This is a genomic window from Bacteroidia bacterium (assembly GCA_037045145.1).
Classification (GTDB): Bacteria; Bacteroidota; Bacteroidia; order AKYH767-A; family OLB10; genus OLB10.
Genome location: JBAOIA010000011.1, coordinates 764,302 through 781,294 on the forward strand (window position 1 = coordinate 764,302; position 16,993 = coordinate 781,294).

The window sequence follows — 16,993 nt, forward strand, 5'->3', positions numbered from 1 at the left end:
ATTTAAATTTTCCTATCCTTACATTTGCCTATGCTTTTTTTGTTATTGATTCCTGCAATGTATTTTTTTCTGACCTTCAGATGGATGATTGGCTTTAATGTATTAGCAAATAAGCAACTTCCGGTTAATCAGAATCAAATCAATAATTTTTTTTCAATAATCATTGCTGTACGTAATGAACAAGCCAACATAAAACGATTACTGAATTCATTGGCAGAACAGAGTTATAATAAATCAAATTTTGAAATTATTATTGTTGACGATCATTCTGAAGATGAAACTGTAACAACTGCTAAACATTTGTTTGACTTGCTCAAGTTAAATGGTGCCGTATTTTCACTTCAGAATTCAAATGGAAAAAAAGCTGCTATTGCAGAAGGAGTTAAAGCAAGTAAAGCAGAAGTAATAATTACAACTGATGCCGATTGCGTTTTTAATCATGATTGGCTATTGACAATAAATAACGAATTTAATTTTTCGAAGCCCGATATGTTAATATTGCCTGTTGTTTTACAAGGCAAAGGGGAATTATCAAAAATTCAACAGACAGAATCATTAGGATTAGCTGCATTAACACTTGGGTCATTAGCTATTGGAAAACCATTAATGTGCAATGGTGCCAATTTGGTTTTTAAAAAGAATGCCTATCTGCAAATAAATAATGCTGAATTGCGGCATGATGTACCTTCAGGAGATGATACTTTTTTTATGTTGTCATTGTTTGCAAAGAACAAGCAAAGCATACAAGCTTTAGCTTCCGATAAAGTAGTTGTAACTTCTGATGCTCTTTCCGGTTTATCAGCATTGATAAATCAGCGAATAAGATGGGCATCAAAAGTGAAACATTACAAACAACAGTATATTAAAACAACCGGTTTGTTTGTTGCAATATTTTCTGTATTGCAATATGCTGCTGTTTTTGGTTTGATAATTTTGCCAACAGTGAGTCAGCTTTGGTTGGTGTCAGCAGTAACATTAGCAACAAAATGGATATGTGATTTTATTTTTATTCAGAATGTATCATCAAAGCTTAAACAGAAATTTTATCCCGGTGCTTACGTGTTAATGCAGTTGCTCTATCCTGTCTATACTTTTGTTGTTGGTGTTTTAAGCCTGTCAAATCATTATCAATGGAAGGGAAGGTCATACCCTAAAGATTAATTTTTTTTGTTGGCAGACAATTTCATTTTATTGAATGGTAGTTGTAGTTTTGAAGAAAAATATTTCATGGCACTGATAAAACCTGTTAATGGCATACTGCCGAAATTTGGGAAGAACTTTTATGCTGCTGAAAATGCCACAATAATTGGGCAGGTGGTGATGGGTGATGATTGCAGTGTTTGGTTTAATGCAGTAGTAAGAGGTGATGTACATTCAATTACAATTGGCAATAAAGTAAATATTCAGGATGGCGCTATTATTCACTGCACCTATCAGAAAGCACCAACTGTTGTGGGTAACAATGTTTCAATCGGTCATAATGCCATTGTTCATGGCTGTACACTTGAAGATAATGTGTTGATAGGTATGGGCGCAATAGTAATGGATCATGCCATCATTAAAACAAATGCAATAATTGCAGCAGGCTCTGTTGTGCTGGAAAATACTGTGGTAGAATCAGGTTGTATCTATGCAGGAGTTCCTGCAAAAAAGGTAAAAGAAGTGAGCCCTGAACATTTCAAAGATTTGAACGAGCGTATTGCCAATAACTATGTTATGTATTCCGGCTGGTTTAAAGAAGATGCTAATTAAAAATAAGTAATATGTTGTTGTTCCGGTTAGTTATTATCAGTTTTCTTTTTTCTTCTTGCACACCGTCAACAGAAAAAAAAGAAATTGCACAACAAGTGGATTCCTCAACTGTAGTACAGACGCATTTTACAAAGATAAAAGCAGAACCCGGGAAACTTCTTTCCAGCATCAAGGCAGAGAGTAACAGTAGTGTATTGTTTTCTGTATATACACCTTCTGAAAGTAACGATACAACACCACTTCCTGTAGTTTATTTTTTTGACCCTCATGCAGATGGAAATTTGCCATTAGAAAAATACAAATCAATTGCTGATGCTTTTAAGTTGATTATGATTGGCTGCAATAGTATTGAAAACGGAATGCCTTTTGATCAATCACAGCAAATCGCCAGTGCTCTTTTTTCTGATTGTCAAAACAGATTGCCTGTAAATACACAGCAACAAATTGTTGCAGGTTTTTCAGGAGGTAGTAAGGTTGCCTGTAATCTTGCAATGAGTCAACATTTTTTTTCAGGATTGATAGCTTGTTCAGGAGCCATGTTTGAGAATGGTAGGTTTGATAAAAATATGAGTGTGGTTTCAGTTGCAGGCATCAATGATTTTAATTATCATGAAATGGTTGCATTAGAAAAATCTGTTGATGTAACACACCATGCATTTATTGAAACAGATAGCTCGCATCAATGGCCTGGCATAAGTGATATGCATGATGCCATTCTCTTTACTATAATGAATATGGTGAAACAAAATAAGTTACAGATGCAGACATCTGTTGTAGAAGACTATTATCATAACTGGTTAAAGAAGATTAATAGTTCGGTAAACAAAGCATCACCGGGTAAGCGATTTGCGCAGCTGCAATTCGGAATTATGTGCTTTGAAGGTTTAACGGATGTAACAAACTTAAAAAGTAAACTTAAAGAAATTGAAAACTCGGATAACTTGCGTAAGTGGCGTATTCGAAGTCAGAATATGCTTTATCAGGAAAAGGAAATGCAAAAAATGTTGAGGGATGCTTTTTCAAATCAAAATCTGGCATGGTGGCAAAAAGAAATTACTGATTTGAAAATTGCAGCTTCAAATAGTCAAGACAAAATGATGGCAGCCATGAGTAACCGCCTATTGGGATTTATTGGTATTGCCTGTTATTCTTTTGCCAAGCAGTTAGTAGGTGAAAATGCTCCTGAATCAGATAAAGTTCTACAAATTTATCAGATAGCTGAACCGAATAATTCTGAGGCATGGTTTCTTTCGGCTGTTTATAAAGCCAACAATAAGCAACCCGAAAAAGCTTTGTCAGATTTTAATAAAGCTGTGCAGAATGGTTTTAACCAAACATCACGTATTAATGAGTATCCTGCACTGCAACAGATTGTAGCACCGTGATTTGAATTTTCATTTTGGAGTTATTCATATTGACATGTTTATAATTCAGAGAAAATAGAATTATAAAAGGATTTATTGGGAATAATTTTACGTCAAACAAAAACTGAAAAATAAAATGAAAAGACTAATGTTATTTGCAACAGGCATGTTCTTGTGTCTGACAGCCGTTGAGGCTCAACCGTACAAACAAGCAGGCGGAGAAAACAACCTCCAATTATTGTTTGCACCATTTGGAAGTACACCACTATCATTGAATGAAGGAATCACTTATCGCAGATTTCTAAAAGATGGAAAGCTTGCTGCCAGACTAAGTATTTCTATTAGCAGTTCAAAAAGCACAGATGTTATCATGCAGGCAGATGATACGCTTGCATTCCCGACAACAAAAACCGTGTTTCATGCTGAAGGCGGAGGTGGTTATATACAATTAACTACAGGAATGAATCCACAAGCAGATATGGTAAGTAAAACTTCTGGTTTTAGTTTCCGTCCGGGTATTGAAAAGCATTTTGAAGGTACAGACAGGTTATCACCATATATTGGTGCAGAGATTAGTTTCAGCAGTTCAAAAACAAAATTCACACGCGACACAATATTGCCAACAGATTATACGTCACCAACGTTTTATGATACTACATCAACAACAGTTATTGTTTCTGCACCTTGGACTACTAAGTCTTTAAGTGGTTCATCAGGCAGCAAAACTTTTGGTGTAAATCTGATTGCAGGTATGGATTACTATTTCAGTAAAAACCTTTCCTTAGGTGCTGAATTTGGCTTTGGTTTCTACAGCACTAAATATGATGATTTAAAATCTGATTACTTAGATGTAAAAACGCCATGGATAGAGTCTGAGCCAGATGTGAATAATGTTAGCACTATAACTGCAGCACAAACAACCACCACAAAAAGTAACCCATCATTAAAGCAAGGAAAAGATTCCGGCTTTGGACCAAACGTTACAGCTAAAATAAAATTAGGCTGGTTGTTCTGATAGGAGAACCACCCAAAAAAAAGGCTGCTCATTTGAGCAGCTTTTTTTGTTATAGTAATATTTTTTTACTTCAGCAATTCTCTTGCAATAACTAATTTTTGAATTTCGGAAGTGCCTTCTCCTATGGTGCAAAGTTTGCTGTCACGATAAAATTTCTCTACCGGAAAATCTTTGGTGTAACCGTAGCCACCAAAAATCTGCACAGCTTCTGTGCTAACATAAACTGCCACTTCCGAAGCATAATATTTTGCAAAAGCCGATTGACGGGTAACTTTTTCACCACGGTTTTTTAGATCAGCTGCTTGTAAAATTAAAAGCTCAGCTGCTTCAATCTTTGTTGCCATTTCGGCCAACTTAAAACCTATTGCCTGAAAGTTTGCAATGGGCTGCCCAAATTGTTGTCTTTCTTTTGCATATTTAACCGATGCATCAAATGCACCCTTTGCAATTCCTAATGATAGTGCGGCAATAGAAATGCGTCCACCATCCAATATTTTCATGGCTTGTTTAAAACCGTCACCTACTTTACCTAAAATATTGGAAGCCGGAATTCTACAATCCTCAAAAATCATTTCAGCAGTTTCGCTGCATCGCATTCCTAATTTATTTTCTTTCTTACCTGCTTTAAATCCTGGTGTTCCGCGCTCAACGACAAATGCTGTGATGCCATTGGAATCGAGCAATTCACCGGTGCGGGCAAGCACTACTGCCACATCGCCACTTTTGCCATGGGTAATCCAGTTTTTTGCTCCATTAATAACCCAACTGTCGCCATCTTGCTTTGCCACACATTGCATGCGCATGGCATCGCTGCCTGTATTAGCTTCTGTTAGCCCCCAAGCACCTATCCATTGTCCGGTAGCTAATTTAGGTAGCCATTTATTTTTCTGCTCTTCGTTTCCAAATGCTAAAATATGTCCTGTACATAATGAGTTATGCGCAGCCATTGACAAGCCTACAGATCCACACACTCTTGCCACTTCTACAATGGCAGTAACGTATTCAAAATAACCTAAACCAGCGCCTTGATATTGCTCCGGTACCAATATGCCCATTAGACCAATATCACCCATTTTTTTAAAAACATCAACAGGAAAATCCTGAGCTTCATCCCATGTCATCACATTGGGTCTGATATGTTTTTCGGCAAAATCTTTTACCGTTTGTGCAATCATTTGTTGATTTTCTGTAGCTGCAAATTCCATCCTCTAAGGTGTTTTTGTAAATTGAATTTTTTTTTCAGAAGTGTGCAAAGATAAAAAAACAAACCCATTGTCCGGATGATATTTTATTATCCCTGTAAATGAGTAAACTTGCATTGTTAACTCATATTTTCTGAATACTTTCGAAGCAAATTTTTGACTGAAATGATGCAAGCTACAATTGAAAAAGGGGCATATTCTGCTTCTGATATGGCCGAAACTTTAATTGGTTCGGAAATTATAAAACTCGCTGGCGAAGTAAACGAGCAAATTAAAAAAGGTAATAAAATTTTTAACCTGACCATTGGCGATTATGACCCAACCATTTTTCCAATTCCTGATGCGCTAAAAAATGAAATTATTAAAGCTTATAAGGAAGGTTACACCAATTACCCTGTTGCCAACGGTCAACCGGAGTTGCGCAATGCTGTTGCAGGCTATATTAATAAACTGCAAAAGTTACAATACAGCAGCAATGAGATTTTAATTTCCGGTGGTGCACGACCTCTCATTTATGCATTGTATAAAACAGTTGTAAACCCCGGAGAGAAAGTTGTTTTTCCGATTCCATCATGGAATAATAACCACTACTGCCATTTATCGCAGGCAGAAGCTATTGCTGTGGAAACATTGCCTCAGAATAATTTTATGCCTTTGGCATCGGAGCTCAAATCACATCTTTCATCGGCAGCATTGGTTGCGCTTTGTTCTCCATTAAATCCTACCGGAACAGTTTTTGGCGGTAAGCAATTGATGGAAATTTGTGAATTGATATTACAAGAAAATAAAAGAAGAGAAGGCAAGAAACCATTGTATCTGATGTACGATCAGATTTATATGGCTTTAACCTTTGGAAACACAAAACATGTTGATCCTGTTTCATTACTTCCTGAAATGCGGCCTTACACAATTTATATTGATGGACTTTCCAAAGCTTTTTCTGCAACAGGTCTGCGAGTAGGTTGGGCGTTTGGCCCGGCAGGAATTATTGATAAAATGAAATCTATTCTTTCGCATGTGGGAGCATGGTCACCTAAAGCCGAACAGGTAGCAACAGCACATTTTCTGACACAGGAGAAAGAGGTAGATGCATTTTTAAGTCATTACAAATCAAAAGTGGAAAAAAGACTGAGCGCATTTTATGATGGCTTTTTGAAAATGAAAAATGATGGATTACCTGTCAATGCCATTGATCCGCAAGCAGCCATTTACCTCACCGTTCAGTTTGATATTTTGAATAAGGTGATGCCGGATGGTAAGCGGATAAACAATTCAAATGATATAACATCTTTTCTCATTAACTATGCCAAGGTAGCCTTGGTGCCATTTTCCGCGTTTGGTGCAGCAACAACTTCAAATTGGTTTCGTCTCTCCATTGGAACTGCACATTTAGAAGATATTGAACAGATGTTTGTTTCTTTACGCAAAGCATTAGCCTTGCTCGGAGATTGATTTATCTCTGACCCTGTATTGCATCAGACTATGAATGAATACAGAACTGATGACAATGACTGCGCCAATGTAGAAACCGTTATTGAGCAATTCATTCTCTTTAAATAAAATTATTGCCAGAACAATACTGTAAAGCGGTTCAAGATTTACGGAGAGGTTCATGGTGAATGCACTTACTTTTTTTAGCGCCTCCAATGAAAGGGTGAATGCCACAGAAGTACAAACTACACTCAACAACAACAGCCATACCCAATCAATAGTAGAAGGTATTTGAAAGCTAACATTAAAAGCCGGTAAAATGAGTGGAAGAAGAATGGATAAAAACACAAACCCGCTGAGTAATTCTATGAATGTAACCGGTGCAGGCTCATCATTGCTTACAAATATTTTATTCAGAATAGTAAACAAGGCGCCCAACAGTGCACTGATTAATGCCAGAACAATACCCATAGCATATAACTGTTGAAAAGCAAAAATGATGTAGATGCCAACGAGTACAAACAATGCCAGGATGATGTTTTGCTTATTTATTTTTTTGCGATAAAATAATGGCTCAAGCAATGCAGAGAATAATGAAACAGAAGCAAAACAACTGAGCGCAATAGATACATTCGAAGCTTTTATTGAAGCATAGAAAGTGAGCCAGTGCAGACAAACTACAAAACCTGTGATGATAATGGACGCAAACCTTTTTTTATCAGGTAATATAAACTGTTTATGCTTTACCATGAACGGTATCAATGCCACTGCACTGATGATCATTCTATACCATACAATCATGATGGCATTCATCTCAATTGCCTTACCGAATATGCCGGTAAACCCCCACAACAAAATGGAAATGTGCATTTGCAGATAAGCCTTTCGCATGACTAAAAATTTATTAATTGCTGATAAACTTTTCTTGTTGGCAATCCCATAACATTATAAAAGCAACCGTTAATTTTTTCTATACATGTCAGGCCAAACCAATCCTGAATACCGTAAGACCCTGCTTTGTCATAAGGTTTAAAGTTGCTAATGTAATAGTGAATATCTTCAGTTGTGTAGTTGCGAAAATAAACTTCACTCTTGTCATAGAGCAATTCTTTTTTGTTGATGGAAGCAATGCAAACTCCGGTATAAACTTCATGCATGCTGCCTTTAAGAGCAGTGAGCATTTTAACAGCTTCATTATAGTCTGCCGGTTTATTCAGCACTTTATTCTGATGTACAACAATGGTGTCGGCACTGATGAGTAATTCGTTTTCTTTAATCTCATTTTCAAAGGCAATGGCTTTTTTTGAAGCGAGATATAAAACTATCTGTTCGTTCTGCAAATGGTCTGGATAATCTTCACCTGTTTCTTTAGTTCTTACTTCAAATTCAATACCCATCATTTGCAAAAGCTGTTGTCTGCGTGGTGAACGTGAAGCCAGAATTATTTTTTGTTTGAGTTGGTTCATTGCATCAGAATTGAGGTGCGAGAGAAAATAGTTTTAGCGTTATATCGTAATTTAATAATGTTGCTTTATAATGTTAGTGTAAAATTGAGTTTTAAAACGCTTATGTGTATTTATTTAATCAATAATTTTTTTAAATCTTTTTTATTACCATTAAACACATTGGCATCATAAAATGAGTTTGAACCCGGAATAGAAACACGGTCGGAGTGTTGCCAAAAAAGCCATTTTACCGTTTTCTCAATTTTTAATTCATCTTCATAATAGTGTGCAATCCAAAAATTGTAGTCAGGGAAATCATCAGCCAAATAGTCTTCAATAAAGCTAATATTGGAATAAAGAATAGGTTTAACTTTATATTGTTTTTCGATGATTACAATAAATTGTTTTAGTTTTTTTACCAATTCTTTTTTTGTAAGACTACCTTTTTCTTCTACATCAATTAAGGGAGGCATATCACCTTTTTTTAATTTTACACTTGAAATAAAATTTTTTGCTTGTAAAGAAACATCAGCATTGGGAAGGAAATAATGATAAGCTCCACGAATAATATTATTTTTTTGTGCACTCTCCCAGTTATCAATAAATGTAGGGTCTTCAAGCAATATTCCCTCGGTGGCTTTAATAAATGCAAAACTGAAATTAATGGTATCTCCATTTAGGTCAGCAGCTTTTAATTTACTCCAGTCAATGTCTGTCTGCCATCGTGAAACATCAATGCCATGTACTTCATAGCCTTTTGGAAAACGTATTTTTGTTGCAGAACCGGTATTTTTATCAAACAATCTTTTTTCAAGGCGCCAGGCTTTATAGCCATAACGGATTATTTGATTACGATAAAAAAATGCAAGAACTGCTATACCACAAAACAGCAGTGTAACTAAAACTATTCTTTTTCCTAATGATTGTTTCTTCGCCATTGTACCGTAACGAATAACGCAAATACTTTTTAATTGTGTAAATTATTTATACTTAAAAATAAAAAATCAGGTTCACTGAACCTGATTTTTTTAATTTAATGAAATTAAACGGAATTTATTTTATCACCTTAACAGTCATTCTAATATCTTGCAAAGGTCGGTTTTGAGCATTGGTAGCCTCTGCTGCAATCTTATCGAGCACATCCATGCCGGAAACCAATTCACCAAAAACAGTGTAGTCCATATCTAAAAACGGAGTGCCGCCAACGGTTGTGTATTCTTTGCGCTGCTCAGGAGTATATTTCATGTGCTTTGCATTTTCCATCATGGTAAGATCGTTGTCGGAAGCAGGTTTTCCTTGTACAATGTAAAACTGACTACCAGAAGATGCTTTTTGCGGATTTACCTGATCACCCAGACGTGCAGCTGCCAACGCACCTTTTTTATGGCATAATGCAGCATTAAATTCAGCAGGTATTGTATATCCGGGACCACCATTACCCAACATAGCTCCGGCAGCAGCATTTTTAGATTGTGGGTCACCACCCTGAATCATAAAACTTTTAATAACACGATGAAACAACGTGCTGTCGTAAAAACCTTCATTGGCAAGTTTAATAAAATTATCGCGGTGCAATGGTGTTTCATTGTAGAGTTTAAAGCGCATTGTACCTAAATTGGTTGTAATTTCTACCATAGTTTCTTTGTTTTGACTTTTTTCTGCCTGAAGTTTTGCCTGACTTTTATCGGTTTGTGACAGTGCCATCAGGGGAAGGAATGTTGCAATAATACAGATGATTTTTTTCATTTCTATTTTTAATTACTTTTGAGCTGATAAAACATTTTATAATACTGTTCGTAAAAACAGGTACAAGAATAATAAATTTCCATTCGCATGAAAAGTAGTTTTCACAAAACTCATTTAGTTTTAACTTCACTGATAGTAATGACTGTTCTTTTTACTTTTTCCTGTAAAAAAGAAGGACCTTGCGAAGCTATTATTACTATTACTGACAGTGCAGGAGTTGCTGTGAGAGGTGCAACTGTAATTTTAAGACAGGATGCTGTTGTAAATCCAACCACAGGTGTACAGGCCAATGTATATCAGGAAGGTGTTACTGATGGATATGGTAAAGCCTCTTTTGAGTTTAAGTTAGAAGCAGTTTTAAATATTGAAGCCAGCAAAGGCCCCAAAACAGGCAAAGATTACATCCGTTTGGAGCAATCAAAAACTGTTTACCGTACAGTAATCATCAAATAACCTCACTTTTTTCAAGTTCATAACCATCATCCTCAAAATAGCGGATAATATTGATTTTCAGTAATAAATCCTGCTCTTTTAGAGGCATTTGAGGTAATGTCTTTATTTTTTCATACTGTGGCCATCCATCGGAATCTACTCCTGTAAGCCGGTAATAACCATCATGGCTAAGCAGTTTGCAGGTGGCAATATGCATTAAGTCCTGTTTTTCTTCCTTGGTAAAGTTCTGATAGCCTTTTCCCAGTTCCTGTACTCCTATAAGGAAAATCATACCCTGCAAATCGGGCTTTTCACCAAAGGATACATCCATTTGCCGTAAAAGTTCGCCCCACTTATGCTTGATTTTCTGAATATTTGTTTCGTTCATAAACAATAAAGTGTTCAAAAGTACCAATATTAGAGACTAAACCACAAAACAATATAATATCTAATTTTGAAAAACCACAATAAATCCCCAAAAAACAATGAACCTGTTAAAATTAAAACCGGTAATTCTCGCTCTGACCATAGCGTGGATACTACCACAAACAAAAGCTTCCGCTAAAAGTCAACCCATTGACATAGTTTATACACTTGACCTGAGCGGCAGTACCAACGGATTGATAGATGATGTCCGCGACAACCTTTGGGGTATGAATAACGAGCTCAATCGTTTGTATCCCTCCAGCCAAATAAGGTTTGCTGTGGTGGGCTACTCGCGTCCAAGTTTTGGTAGTAAAAACCAATATGTAAAAGTGCTATCACCGTTTACTTCTGATATTGATAACATTGCAACGGAATTGTATAAACTCAAACCCAATATCGAAAAAGGCGATCAGTATGTGGGTGCTGCTATTCGTGCTTCGCTTGATATGTTGAGTTGGTCAAATGAAAAAAATGCAGTGAAACAAATTTTCCTTACCGGAAATGGTTCGGTATTCTTAGGTGCGTTTGATGTTGTAGAATCTTGTGATCTGGCAAAAGAAAAAGGTATATCTGTAAATGCATTGTATTGCTACAGTTCATTACGTGCAAAAGACATAAGCGGTTGGTATAAAATTTCTGAAATTACCGGTGGAAAATCAATAGATGTTAAAGTACATAAACGATTGCCTGACTATGCAACAGTTACTGATATTAGCCAACTGCAGAAACTTGCATCAGAGCTGAATAAGACCTATATCTACTATGGTAAAACCGGACGAGATAGTTATAAAGCAATGGTGAGCAATGAAAAAAATGCAATGAATGCGCGCCAGTCAACATTTGAAGATTTGTTGTACCACAAAATTTCCGATCGTTATCAAGGAAAACAAAATGAGTGGGATTTGGTAGATTATATCAAATCGCGCAACGGCAATCTTAAAAACATTGATGCAGCCTTTTTGCCGGATTCATTAAAAAAGATCAATCCCGAGCAGCTGCTAACCAAGTTGTTGATTTTAAAAGAAAGAAGAAACTATCTCATCAGTCAAATACGTCAGTTACTTCCCTTTGAACGTCAGGATAAATTAACGGCATATTTTAATTCAAAACAAGCCGACAGTGATATGATTTTTGACCGTCAGGTGATGAAGGTATTAAAAGATGAAATGCAGTCTGATTTAGCTGTAAACTAATAATCAGGAATTATAATTTTCAAGTGCTACATCCCAGTTTATCAGATTCCACCAGGCACTAACATAATCTGCTCTTTTGTTCTGATAATGCAAGTAGTAAGCATGCTCCCAAACATCAATTCCCAAAACAGGTGTGCCTTTAACTTCGGCAATGTCCATCAGCGTGTTGTCCTGATTTGGAGTAGATGTAACACTTAGTTTGCCATCGGTTGATTTAATAAGCCAAGCCCATCCGGAACCAAATCTGTTTTTTGCTGCATCAGAAAATGTTTTTTGCAAGTTGTCAATATTGCTAAAATCTTTTGTGATGGCTTCGGCCAAAGCATCGGTTGGTGTTTTAGATCCTCCCGGACGCATCAACTTCCAGAAAAAAGAATGATTATAATGTCCACCTGCATTGTTGCGAATTGCTGTTGAATGTTTCGAGACCTTAGCTAACAAATCATTTAAAGACTGACCTTGTAATTTTTCTGCAACAACTGCTTTGTTTAGATTGTTTACATATCCCTGATGATGCTTAGTGTAATGTATTTCCATCGTCAGTGCATCTATGTTTGGCTCTAATGCCTCAAAGCCATATTCCAAATCAGGCAACTTAAACAAATTGTCTTCGTTGGTTTCTGATGCGAAGGCAACCTTGCTGCCAATTCCGTACAATGCCAGCGTACCTGCTGCCATTGCAGATGTTTTTATGAAATCTCGTCTGTTTTTCATTTTCTTTATGATTAAGATAATTCTATTAAGACCGTGTTTTTTTCAACTTTATCACCCTTCGATACTTTTATTTTTTTTACAACAGCATCATTGGTGGCTTTCAGGTTGTTTTCCATTTTCATAGCTTCAAGTACCAAAAGGTTATCACCTTTTTGAATTGTCTGCCCTTCAGAAACTAAAATGTCCAGTACTAATCCGGGCATTGGTGCCTTTAGGTCGTTTACTTTTTGAGCAAACATTTTATCCATACCCAATTGCTGCAACAACTCATCATATTTATCTTTCAGTGCAACCTGATAAACATTACCGTTAACTCTTATTTTAAATTGCTTTTCGGTGTAATTTGCTTCCAACAATTCTGCTTTATACGATTTGTTTTGCAGCAGAATACTTAATGACGATTCTGAAATATTTTTAATGTCGGCCTCAATTTGCTGATTGTTTTTTGTTAAAACTTTTTTCTTAGAATCGAAGTGGAGATTAATTTCCTGACCTTTTATTGTTGCCTTCAAAATTTGTGTTTTGTTTCTGCAAATATAAAATTCTACTGCTAATCGGCATAATAAGATATAGTTGACCTTATGAAATGCCAAGTCATAATTCCAACACCAACTAATTTTATTCCTATTGAAAGAAATGTTCCGGCAACTGTTGCCAATCCCGAGCGCAAAGCATCTCTTGTGTTTTTCCCTGCAAGCAAATCGCCAATGATGGCGCCAATAATTGTTCCCATAATCATTCCTACCGGAGTCAGAAAAATTCCTAATATCATACCAATGACGCTACCAATTACACCGTATCGTGTAGCTCCAAATCTTTTAGCTGTCCAGATAGGTAAATAGTAGTCTAAGATAGAAATGATGATAACCATGGCAAAAATCATCCACAAAAAACGTCCTGTGTAAAAATTAAAATGCCAGTCGGCTAATAGTAGTCCTCCAAAAGCAATTGGAAGTCCCGGAAGAACAGGTAAGATACTTCCGGCAATGCCTGTCAATAGCAGTAAAGAAACAATGATTGTTATAGCTATATCCATAATCAAAATTTAGTTGGTTAAATTAAAACAAGTTTAATGAATAAAAGGTTAAAGAAAGTTAGTTGATTTTTATCATTTCAACAGTTTTTTTGAGTTTAATATTCTCTTAATAGATTTATATAATGCATTTTTGCCGTTGAATTATGACAGGCACAAAAATTAAAGTTTTTAAGTTTGGCGGAGCATCGGTTAAAGATGCGGCTTCTGTAAAAAATGCAATCGAAATTCTAAAAGGATTCAAAGGCGAAAAGTTACTTGTCGTTATTTCTGCAATGGGAAAAACTACCAATGCATTGGAAATAGTGGTGAATGATTATTTTTTTTCTAAAGGCAATGCCCATGCGGCACTAAAGGATGTAAGAGAATATCATCAACAAATTATGGAGGAATTGTTTTCAGGAAAAGCAAATCCTGTCTTTGATAAAGTAAACAACTTTTTTGTTGAAGCCGACTGGATGCTTGACGAAAAACCGCAGCATACTTATAATTTTGTTTATGATCAGATTGTTTCTCTGGGCGAATTGATTTCTACTTGCATTGTCGGTGCCTATTTAGAGCAACAAGGGTGCTCTAACATCTGGCTTGATGTGCGTGATGTTTTGATGACTGACAATACCTATCGTGAAGCAAAAGTTGACTGGCAAAAAAGTGAAATGCTGGTGCAAAAACAAGTAGTTCCTGCTTTTAGCGGGGTTGATGTTGTCATTACACAGGGATTTATTGGCGGTACATCAGAAAATTATACCACAACTTTAGGTCGTGAAGGCTCAGATTATTCAGCTGCAATTTTTGCTTACTTGCTGAATGCAGAAGCCATGTATATCTGGAAAGATGTTCCCGGTATATTGAATGCCGATCCAAAATTCTATAAAGACGCACAAAAGCTCGATCAAATAAGCTATCATGATGCTATTGAGCTTGCCTATTATGGAGCTACAGTCATTCACCCCAAGACAATAAAACCACTTGAAAATAAAAACATACCACTGTTTGTAAAGTCTTTTCTCAAGCCGGAGGCTAATGGCACAACTATCCGTACCAATGTTCAAACAAAGCCGATGATTCCTTCATATATTTTTAAAAAAAATCAGGTACTCATCAGTATTTCAGCCAAAGATTTTTCTTTTATTGCTGAAGATAATCTGTCGCGTATTTTTGCTTTGTTTGCTGGGCATGGTGTAAAAATTCACCTCATGCAGAACTCCGCCATCAGTTTTTCTGTTTGTGTTGATAACGATAATTTTAAAATTCCAGCTTTGATTGAAGCATTGCAGAAAGATTTTAAAATAAGATATAATGAAGACCTGATGCTTTATACCATAAGGCATTATTATCAAAATACAATTGATACCATAACATCAGGCAAAGAAATTTTGTTAGAGCAGAGAAGCCGCAATACTGCACAGTTTGTCTTAAGAGATAGTATAAAATGAGTATCGAAATTTATAATTTGAAATACAGAAAGGCAATTATCATTTGGTTATTGACAGGATGTTTGCTCATTGCTGCTATGGTAGTTATTGGAGGCATAACCAGACTAACAGGAAGTGGTTTGTCTATTACAGAATGGAAACTCATTCACGGAACCATACCGCCATTGAATGAGAAAGAGTGGATGGAAGAGTTTGACAGTTATAAAGCTATTCCACAGTATAAATTGCTTAACTATAATTTTAGCTTAGATGATTTCAAACAAATTTATTTCTGGGAATACTTTCATCGTTTGTTAGGAAGGTTTATCGGTATTGTTTTTTTATTTCCTTTTTTATTTTTCTGGATTAAGAAGCAATTCAGCAAATCTATGATGAAAAAAATGTTATTATTATTTTGCTTGGGTGGACTACAGGGATTTTTAGGATGGTTTATGGTTAAGAGTGGTCTCTCAGAGCGTACTTCTGTAAGCCACTACCGTTTAGCCATTCATTTGGTTTCTGCTTTCATAACCTTTGGCGCTACGTTTTATGTGGCTCTCGATTTTATTTTTCCTATGCGAAGAAGTTATGATATTCATTTGAAGAAACTTTATAAATTATCCTGGATAACAATGTCTGTACTTTTACTTCAGATTGTTTATGGTGCTTTTGTTGCAGGTCTCAAAGCAGGAAGAATTTTTAATTCTTTTCCTAAGATGGATGAGGACTGGATTTCTGCTTCTGTTTTTATGAGTATTCAAAAAAGCGGGATGATAGCTTTTGCCGATGCTATGCCGGTTATTCAGTTTGTACATCGTTATGTTGCCTATGCTGTAGTCATTATGTTTTTGATATTGTATGTAACAACAAAAAAAATGAATACGGCACGTTTGGGCAAGCTGCTTTACCCCGAAGTTGAAAAAACTTTATGGCTGTTGCCGTTTCTGGTGTTGGTACAGTTTCTATTGGGTGTATTTACCTTACTGTATGGAGTTCCTGTATGGTTGGGTGTTGTTCATCAGGCTATGGCATTTTTACTTTTCGGAATGATGGTTTTTATTATTCATCGCTTCAAGACGGGGAATGTTGCCGAAAGTAATGCATGATAGTTTTCAGAAGCGAAAACTTTTGGTAGTAATGACGATGACACCACCTGTGGCATCGCCATAGCAGGCAGGCAAGCTACTGTTGTAAATACTCATTTGTTCAATGGCGCATCCCGGTATTTTGGGTTCATTGTCTGCAATCACACCATCAATAATATATTTTACCGTTCCGTATCGCGAGCCTGACATACTGATAGGCTCTCCTGCATCAGATTGAAAAACTCTGGCAGTGGAGGCGGCCAGAGCGTTGATGTTTTTGTCCACAGCATATTTAATATCTTCCTGACCAACCACCAATGGTGTATTGGGATTACGGGGCATCAGCGGAATTCTATACTCTTCTTTTTTCACAACCGGTAGTGTATTGCTAAAGTTCAGAGATTTATTCAATACCACAGTCTCACCATCAGAAACACGAACTCCAGTGGCGCTTATTGCATCATAGCCTATCATGGAGTAGCGAATGTCATAGTTTCCGGGTGTAAGCGGTTTTATTTTATAGTTGCCACTTTCATCACTATATACTGCTTGTGTGAGACTGCCACTGCCATAGCCGATTAAAACTCCGGGTATGGGTTCGTGGGTATCACTATCGGTTATAGTGCCTGTTATTTGTGCAGCTTGTTGTGCATTGACTGTTATGGATAAAAGTAAAAGAGTACAAGTGAGCCTGAGCATAATTGTTGTTTTAAATCAGATGATAGCACAATTGATTTTCC

General features: G+C 36.3%; 19 protein-coding genes. 9 read left to right on the forward strand and 10 right to left on the reverse strand.

The window, feature by feature from the left end; all coding sequences use genetic code 11:
* Nucleotides 1-30 precede the first annotated feature (30 nt).
* The 4 genes from V9G42_04390 (at nt 31) to V9G42_04405 (ending at nt 4,131) form a co-directional block, all read left to right on the forward strand.
* Nucleotides 31-1,161: a glycosyltransferase gene (locus V9G42_04390; protein MEI2758659.1), complete on the forward strand. Its 1,131-nt coding sequence runs from the start codon at nt 31-33 to the stop codon at nt 1,159-1,161.
* A 66-nt stretch (nt 1,162-1,227) separates the two neighbouring features.
* Nucleotides 1,228-1,752, forward strand: coding sequence for a gamma carbonic anhydrase family protein (locus V9G42_04395; protein MEI2758660.1), 525 nt, complete (start codon nt 1,228-1,230; stop codon nt 1,750-1,752).
* Between the two features lie 11 nt (nt 1,753-1,763).
* The gene (locus V9G42_04400; protein ID MEI2758661.1) at nt 1,764-3,137 is read left to right on the forward strand and encodes a hypothetical protein; all 1,374 of its coding nucleotides are present in this window, start codon (nt 1,764-1,766) and stop codon (nt 3,135-3,137) included.
* Between the two features lie 115 nt (nt 3,138-3,252).
* The gene (locus V9G42_04405) at nt 3,253-4,131 is read left to right on the forward strand and encodes a hypothetical protein (protein MEI2758662.1); all 879 of its coding nucleotides are present in this window, start codon (nt 3,253-3,255) and stop codon (nt 4,129-4,131) included.
* Nucleotides 4,132-4,196: 65 nt separating this feature from the next.
* Here the strand turns inward: V9G42_04405 and V9G42_04410 are convergent, their stop codons facing one another.
* On the reverse strand, nt 4,197-5,336 hold the full coding sequence (locus tag V9G42_04410) for an acyl-CoA dehydrogenase family protein (GenBank protein MEI2758663.1): 1,140 nt from the start codon (nt 5,334-5,336) through the stop codon (nt 4,197-4,199).
* A gap of 162 nt (nt 5,337-5,498) precedes the next feature.
* On the opposite strand from V9G42_04410, the gene V9G42_04415 reads away from it, so the two are divergent.
* Nucleotides 5,499-6,785 (forward strand): aminotransferase class I/II-fold pyridoxal phosphate-dependent enzyme, encoded by a 1,287-nt coding sequence (locus V9G42_04415; GenBank protein MEI2758664.1) that lies wholly within the window; start codon nt 5,499-5,501, stop codon nt 6,783-6,785.
* Here V9G42_04415 and V9G42_04420 read toward each other — a convergent pair.
* The 4 genes from V9G42_04420 to V9G42_04435 all read right to left on the reverse strand — a co-directional run bounded on the left by V9G42_04420 (nt 6,765) and on the right by V9G42_04435 (nt 9,913).
* Nucleotides 6,765-7,634, reverse strand: a complete 870-nt coding sequence (locus tag V9G42_04420; GenBank protein ID MEI2758665.1) for a DMT family transporter — start codon at nt 7,632-7,634, stop codon at nt 6,765-6,767. The two genes, V9G42_04415 and V9G42_04420, sit on opposite strands and share 21 nt — an antisense overlap.
* A gap of 23 nt (nt 7,635-7,657) precedes the next feature.
* Nucleotides 7,658-8,230 carry a Maf family nucleotide pyrophosphatase gene (locus V9G42_04425; GenBank protein MEI2758666.1) on the reverse strand — a complete coding sequence of 191 codons (573 nt, stop codon included), beginning with the start codon at nt 8,228-8,230 and terminating at the stop codon, nt 7,658-7,660.
* 110 nt (nt 8,231-8,340) lie between these two features.
* Nucleotides 8,341-9,147, reverse strand: a complete 807-nt coding sequence (locus tag V9G42_04430; GenBank protein ID MEI2758667.1) for a GH25 family lysozyme — start codon at nt 9,145-9,147, stop codon at nt 8,341-8,343.
* A 115-nt stretch (nt 9,148-9,262) separates the two neighbouring features.
* Nucleotides 9,263-9,913 carry a peptidylprolyl isomerase gene (locus tag V9G42_04435; protein ID MEI2758668.1) on the reverse strand — a complete coding sequence of 217 codons (651 nt, stop codon included), beginning with the start codon at nt 9,911-9,913 and terminating at the stop codon, nt 9,263-9,265.
* A 180-nt stretch (nt 9,914-10,093) separates the two neighbouring features.
* On the opposite strand from V9G42_04435, the gene V9G42_04440 reads away from it, so the two are divergent.
* Nucleotides 10,094-10,408 (forward strand): hypothetical protein, encoded by a 315-nt coding sequence (locus V9G42_04440; protein ID MEI2758669.1) that lies wholly within the window; start codon nt 10,094-10,096, stop codon nt 10,406-10,408.
* Here V9G42_04440 and V9G42_04445 read toward each other — a convergent pair.
* The gene (locus tag V9G42_04445) at nt 10,401-10,775 is read right to left on the reverse strand and encodes a hypothetical protein (protein MEI2758670.1); all 375 of its coding nucleotides are present in this window, start codon (nt 10,773-10,775) and stop codon (nt 10,401-10,403) included. The genes V9G42_04440 and V9G42_04445 overlap by 8 nt on opposite strands.
* Nucleotides 10,776-10,872: 97 nt before the next feature.
* On the opposite strand from V9G42_04445, the gene V9G42_04450 reads away from it, so the two are divergent.
* A complete protein-coding gene (locus V9G42_04450) occupies nt 10,873-12,006 on the forward strand; it encodes a hypothetical protein (protein MEI2758671.1) in 1,134 nt (377 codons plus the stop codon).
* A gap of 3 nt (nt 12,007-12,009) precedes the next feature.
* Here V9G42_04450 and V9G42_04455 read toward each other — a convergent pair whose 3' ends face one another.
* The 3 genes from V9G42_04455 to V9G42_04465 are packed head-to-tail and all read right to left on the reverse strand — an operon-like array spanning nt 12,010 to nt 13,756.
* Nucleotides 12,010-12,720, reverse strand: coding sequence for a Fe-Mn family superoxide dismutase (locus V9G42_04455; protein ID MEI2758672.1), 711 nt, complete (start codon nt 12,718-12,720; stop codon nt 12,010-12,012).
* A gap of 11 nt (nt 12,721-12,731) precedes the next feature.
* Nucleotides 12,732-13,232 (reverse strand): acetyl-CoA carboxylase biotin carboxyl carrier protein subunit, encoded by a 501-nt coding sequence (locus tag V9G42_04460; protein MEI2758673.1) that lies wholly within the window; start codon nt 13,230-13,232, stop codon nt 12,732-12,734.
* 38 nt (nt 13,233-13,270) lie between these two features.
* A complete protein-coding gene (locus V9G42_04465; GenBank protein MEI2758674.1) occupies nt 13,271-13,756 on the reverse strand; it encodes a DUF456 domain-containing protein in 486 nt (161 codons plus the stop codon).
* 143 nt (nt 13,757-13,899) lie between these two features.
* Here V9G42_04465 and V9G42_04470 point away from each other — a divergent pair, with 143 nt between their 5' ends.
* Both V9G42_04470 and V9G42_04475 read left to right on the forward strand, forming a co-directional pair.
* Nucleotides 13,900-15,189: an aspartate kinase gene (locus V9G42_04470; GenBank protein ID MEI2758675.1), complete on the forward strand. Its 1,290-nt coding sequence runs from the start codon at nt 13,900-13,902 to the stop codon at nt 15,187-15,189.
* Nucleotides 15,186-16,274 (forward strand): COX15/CtaA family protein, encoded by a 1,089-nt coding sequence (locus tag V9G42_04475; GenBank protein MEI2758676.1) that lies wholly within the window; start codon nt 15,186-15,188, stop codon nt 16,272-16,274. The genes V9G42_04470 and V9G42_04475 overlap by 4 nt, the downstream gene beginning before the upstream one ends.
* A gap of 6 nt (nt 16,275-16,280) precedes the next feature.
* Here the strand turns inward: V9G42_04475 and V9G42_04480 are convergent, their stop codons facing one another.
* Nucleotides 16,281-16,952 (reverse strand): carboxypeptidase regulatory-like domain-containing protein, encoded by a 672-nt coding sequence (locus V9G42_04480; protein MEI2758677.1) that lies wholly within the window; start codon nt 16,950-16,952, stop codon nt 16,281-16,283.
* Nucleotides 16,953-16,993 lie beyond the last annotated feature (41 nt).

Bases quoted from the DNA above. Each gene is read 5' to 3' on its own strand.
- V9G42_04475 (MEI2758676.1), top strand. From the start codon at position 15,186: ATGAGTATCGAAATTTATAATTTGAAATACAGAAAGGCAATTATCATT.
- V9G42_04430 (MEI2758667.1), bottom strand. From the start codon at position 9,147: ATGGCGAAGAAACAATCATTAGGAAAAAGAATAGTTTTAGTTACACTG.
- V9G42_04455 (MEI2758672.1), bottom strand. From the start codon at position 12,720: ATGAAAAACAGACGAGATTTCATAAAAACATCTGCAATGGCAGCAGGT.
- V9G42_04470 (MEI2758675.1), top strand. From the start codon at position 13,900: ATGACAGGCACAAAAATTAAAGTTTTTAAGTTTGGCGGAGCATCGGTT.
- V9G42_04480 (MEI2758677.1), bottom strand. From the start codon at position 16,952: ATGCTCAGGCTCACTTGTACTCTTTTACTTTTATCCATAACAGTCAAT.
- V9G42_04435 (MEI2758668.1), bottom strand. From the start codon at position 9,913: ATGGCACTGTCACAAACCGATAAAAGTCAGGCAAAACTTCAGGCAGAA.
- V9G42_04450 (MEI2758671.1), top strand. From the start codon at position 10,873: ATGAACCTGTTAAAATTAAAACCGGTAATTCTCGCTCTGACCATAGCG.
- V9G42_04465 (MEI2758674.1), bottom strand. From the start codon at position 13,756: ATGGATATAGCTATAACAATCATTGTTTCTTTACTGCTATTGACAGGC.
- V9G42_04410 (MEI2758663.1), bottom strand. From the start codon at position 5,336: ATGGAATTTGCAGCTACAGAAAATCAACAAATGATTGCACAAACGGTA.
- V9G42_04400 (MEI2758661.1), top strand. From the start codon at position 1,764: ATGTTGTTGTTCCGGTTAGTTATTATCAGTTTTCTTTTTTCTTCTTGC.
- V9G42_04390 (MEI2758659.1), top strand. From the start codon at position 31: ATGCTTTTTTTGTTATTGATTCCTGCAATGTATTTTTTTCTGACCTTC.
- V9G42_04395 (MEI2758660.1), top strand. From the start codon at position 1,228: ATGGCACTGATAAAACCTGTTAATGGCATACTGCCGAAATTTGGGAAG.
- V9G42_04405 (MEI2758662.1), top strand. From the start codon at position 3,253: ATGAAAAGACTAATGTTATTTGCAACAGGCATGTTCTTGTGTCTGACA.
- V9G42_04420 (MEI2758665.1), bottom strand. From the start codon at position 7,634: ATGCACATTTCCATTTTGTTGTGGGGGTTTACCGGCATATTCGGTAAG.
- V9G42_04445 (MEI2758670.1), bottom strand. From the start codon at position 10,775: ATGAACGAAACAAATATTCAGAAAATCAAGCATAAGTGGGGCGAACTT.
- V9G42_04415 (MEI2758664.1), top strand. From the start codon at position 5,499: ATGATGCAAGCTACAATTGAAAAAGGGGCATATTCTGCTTCTGATATG.
- V9G42_04440 (MEI2758669.1), top strand. From the start codon at position 10,094: ATGACTGTTCTTTTTACTTTTTCCTGTAAAAAAGAAGGACCTTGCGAA.
- V9G42_04425 (MEI2758666.1), bottom strand. From the start codon at position 8,230: ATGAACCAACTCAAACAAAAAATAATTCTGGCTTCACGTTCACCACGC.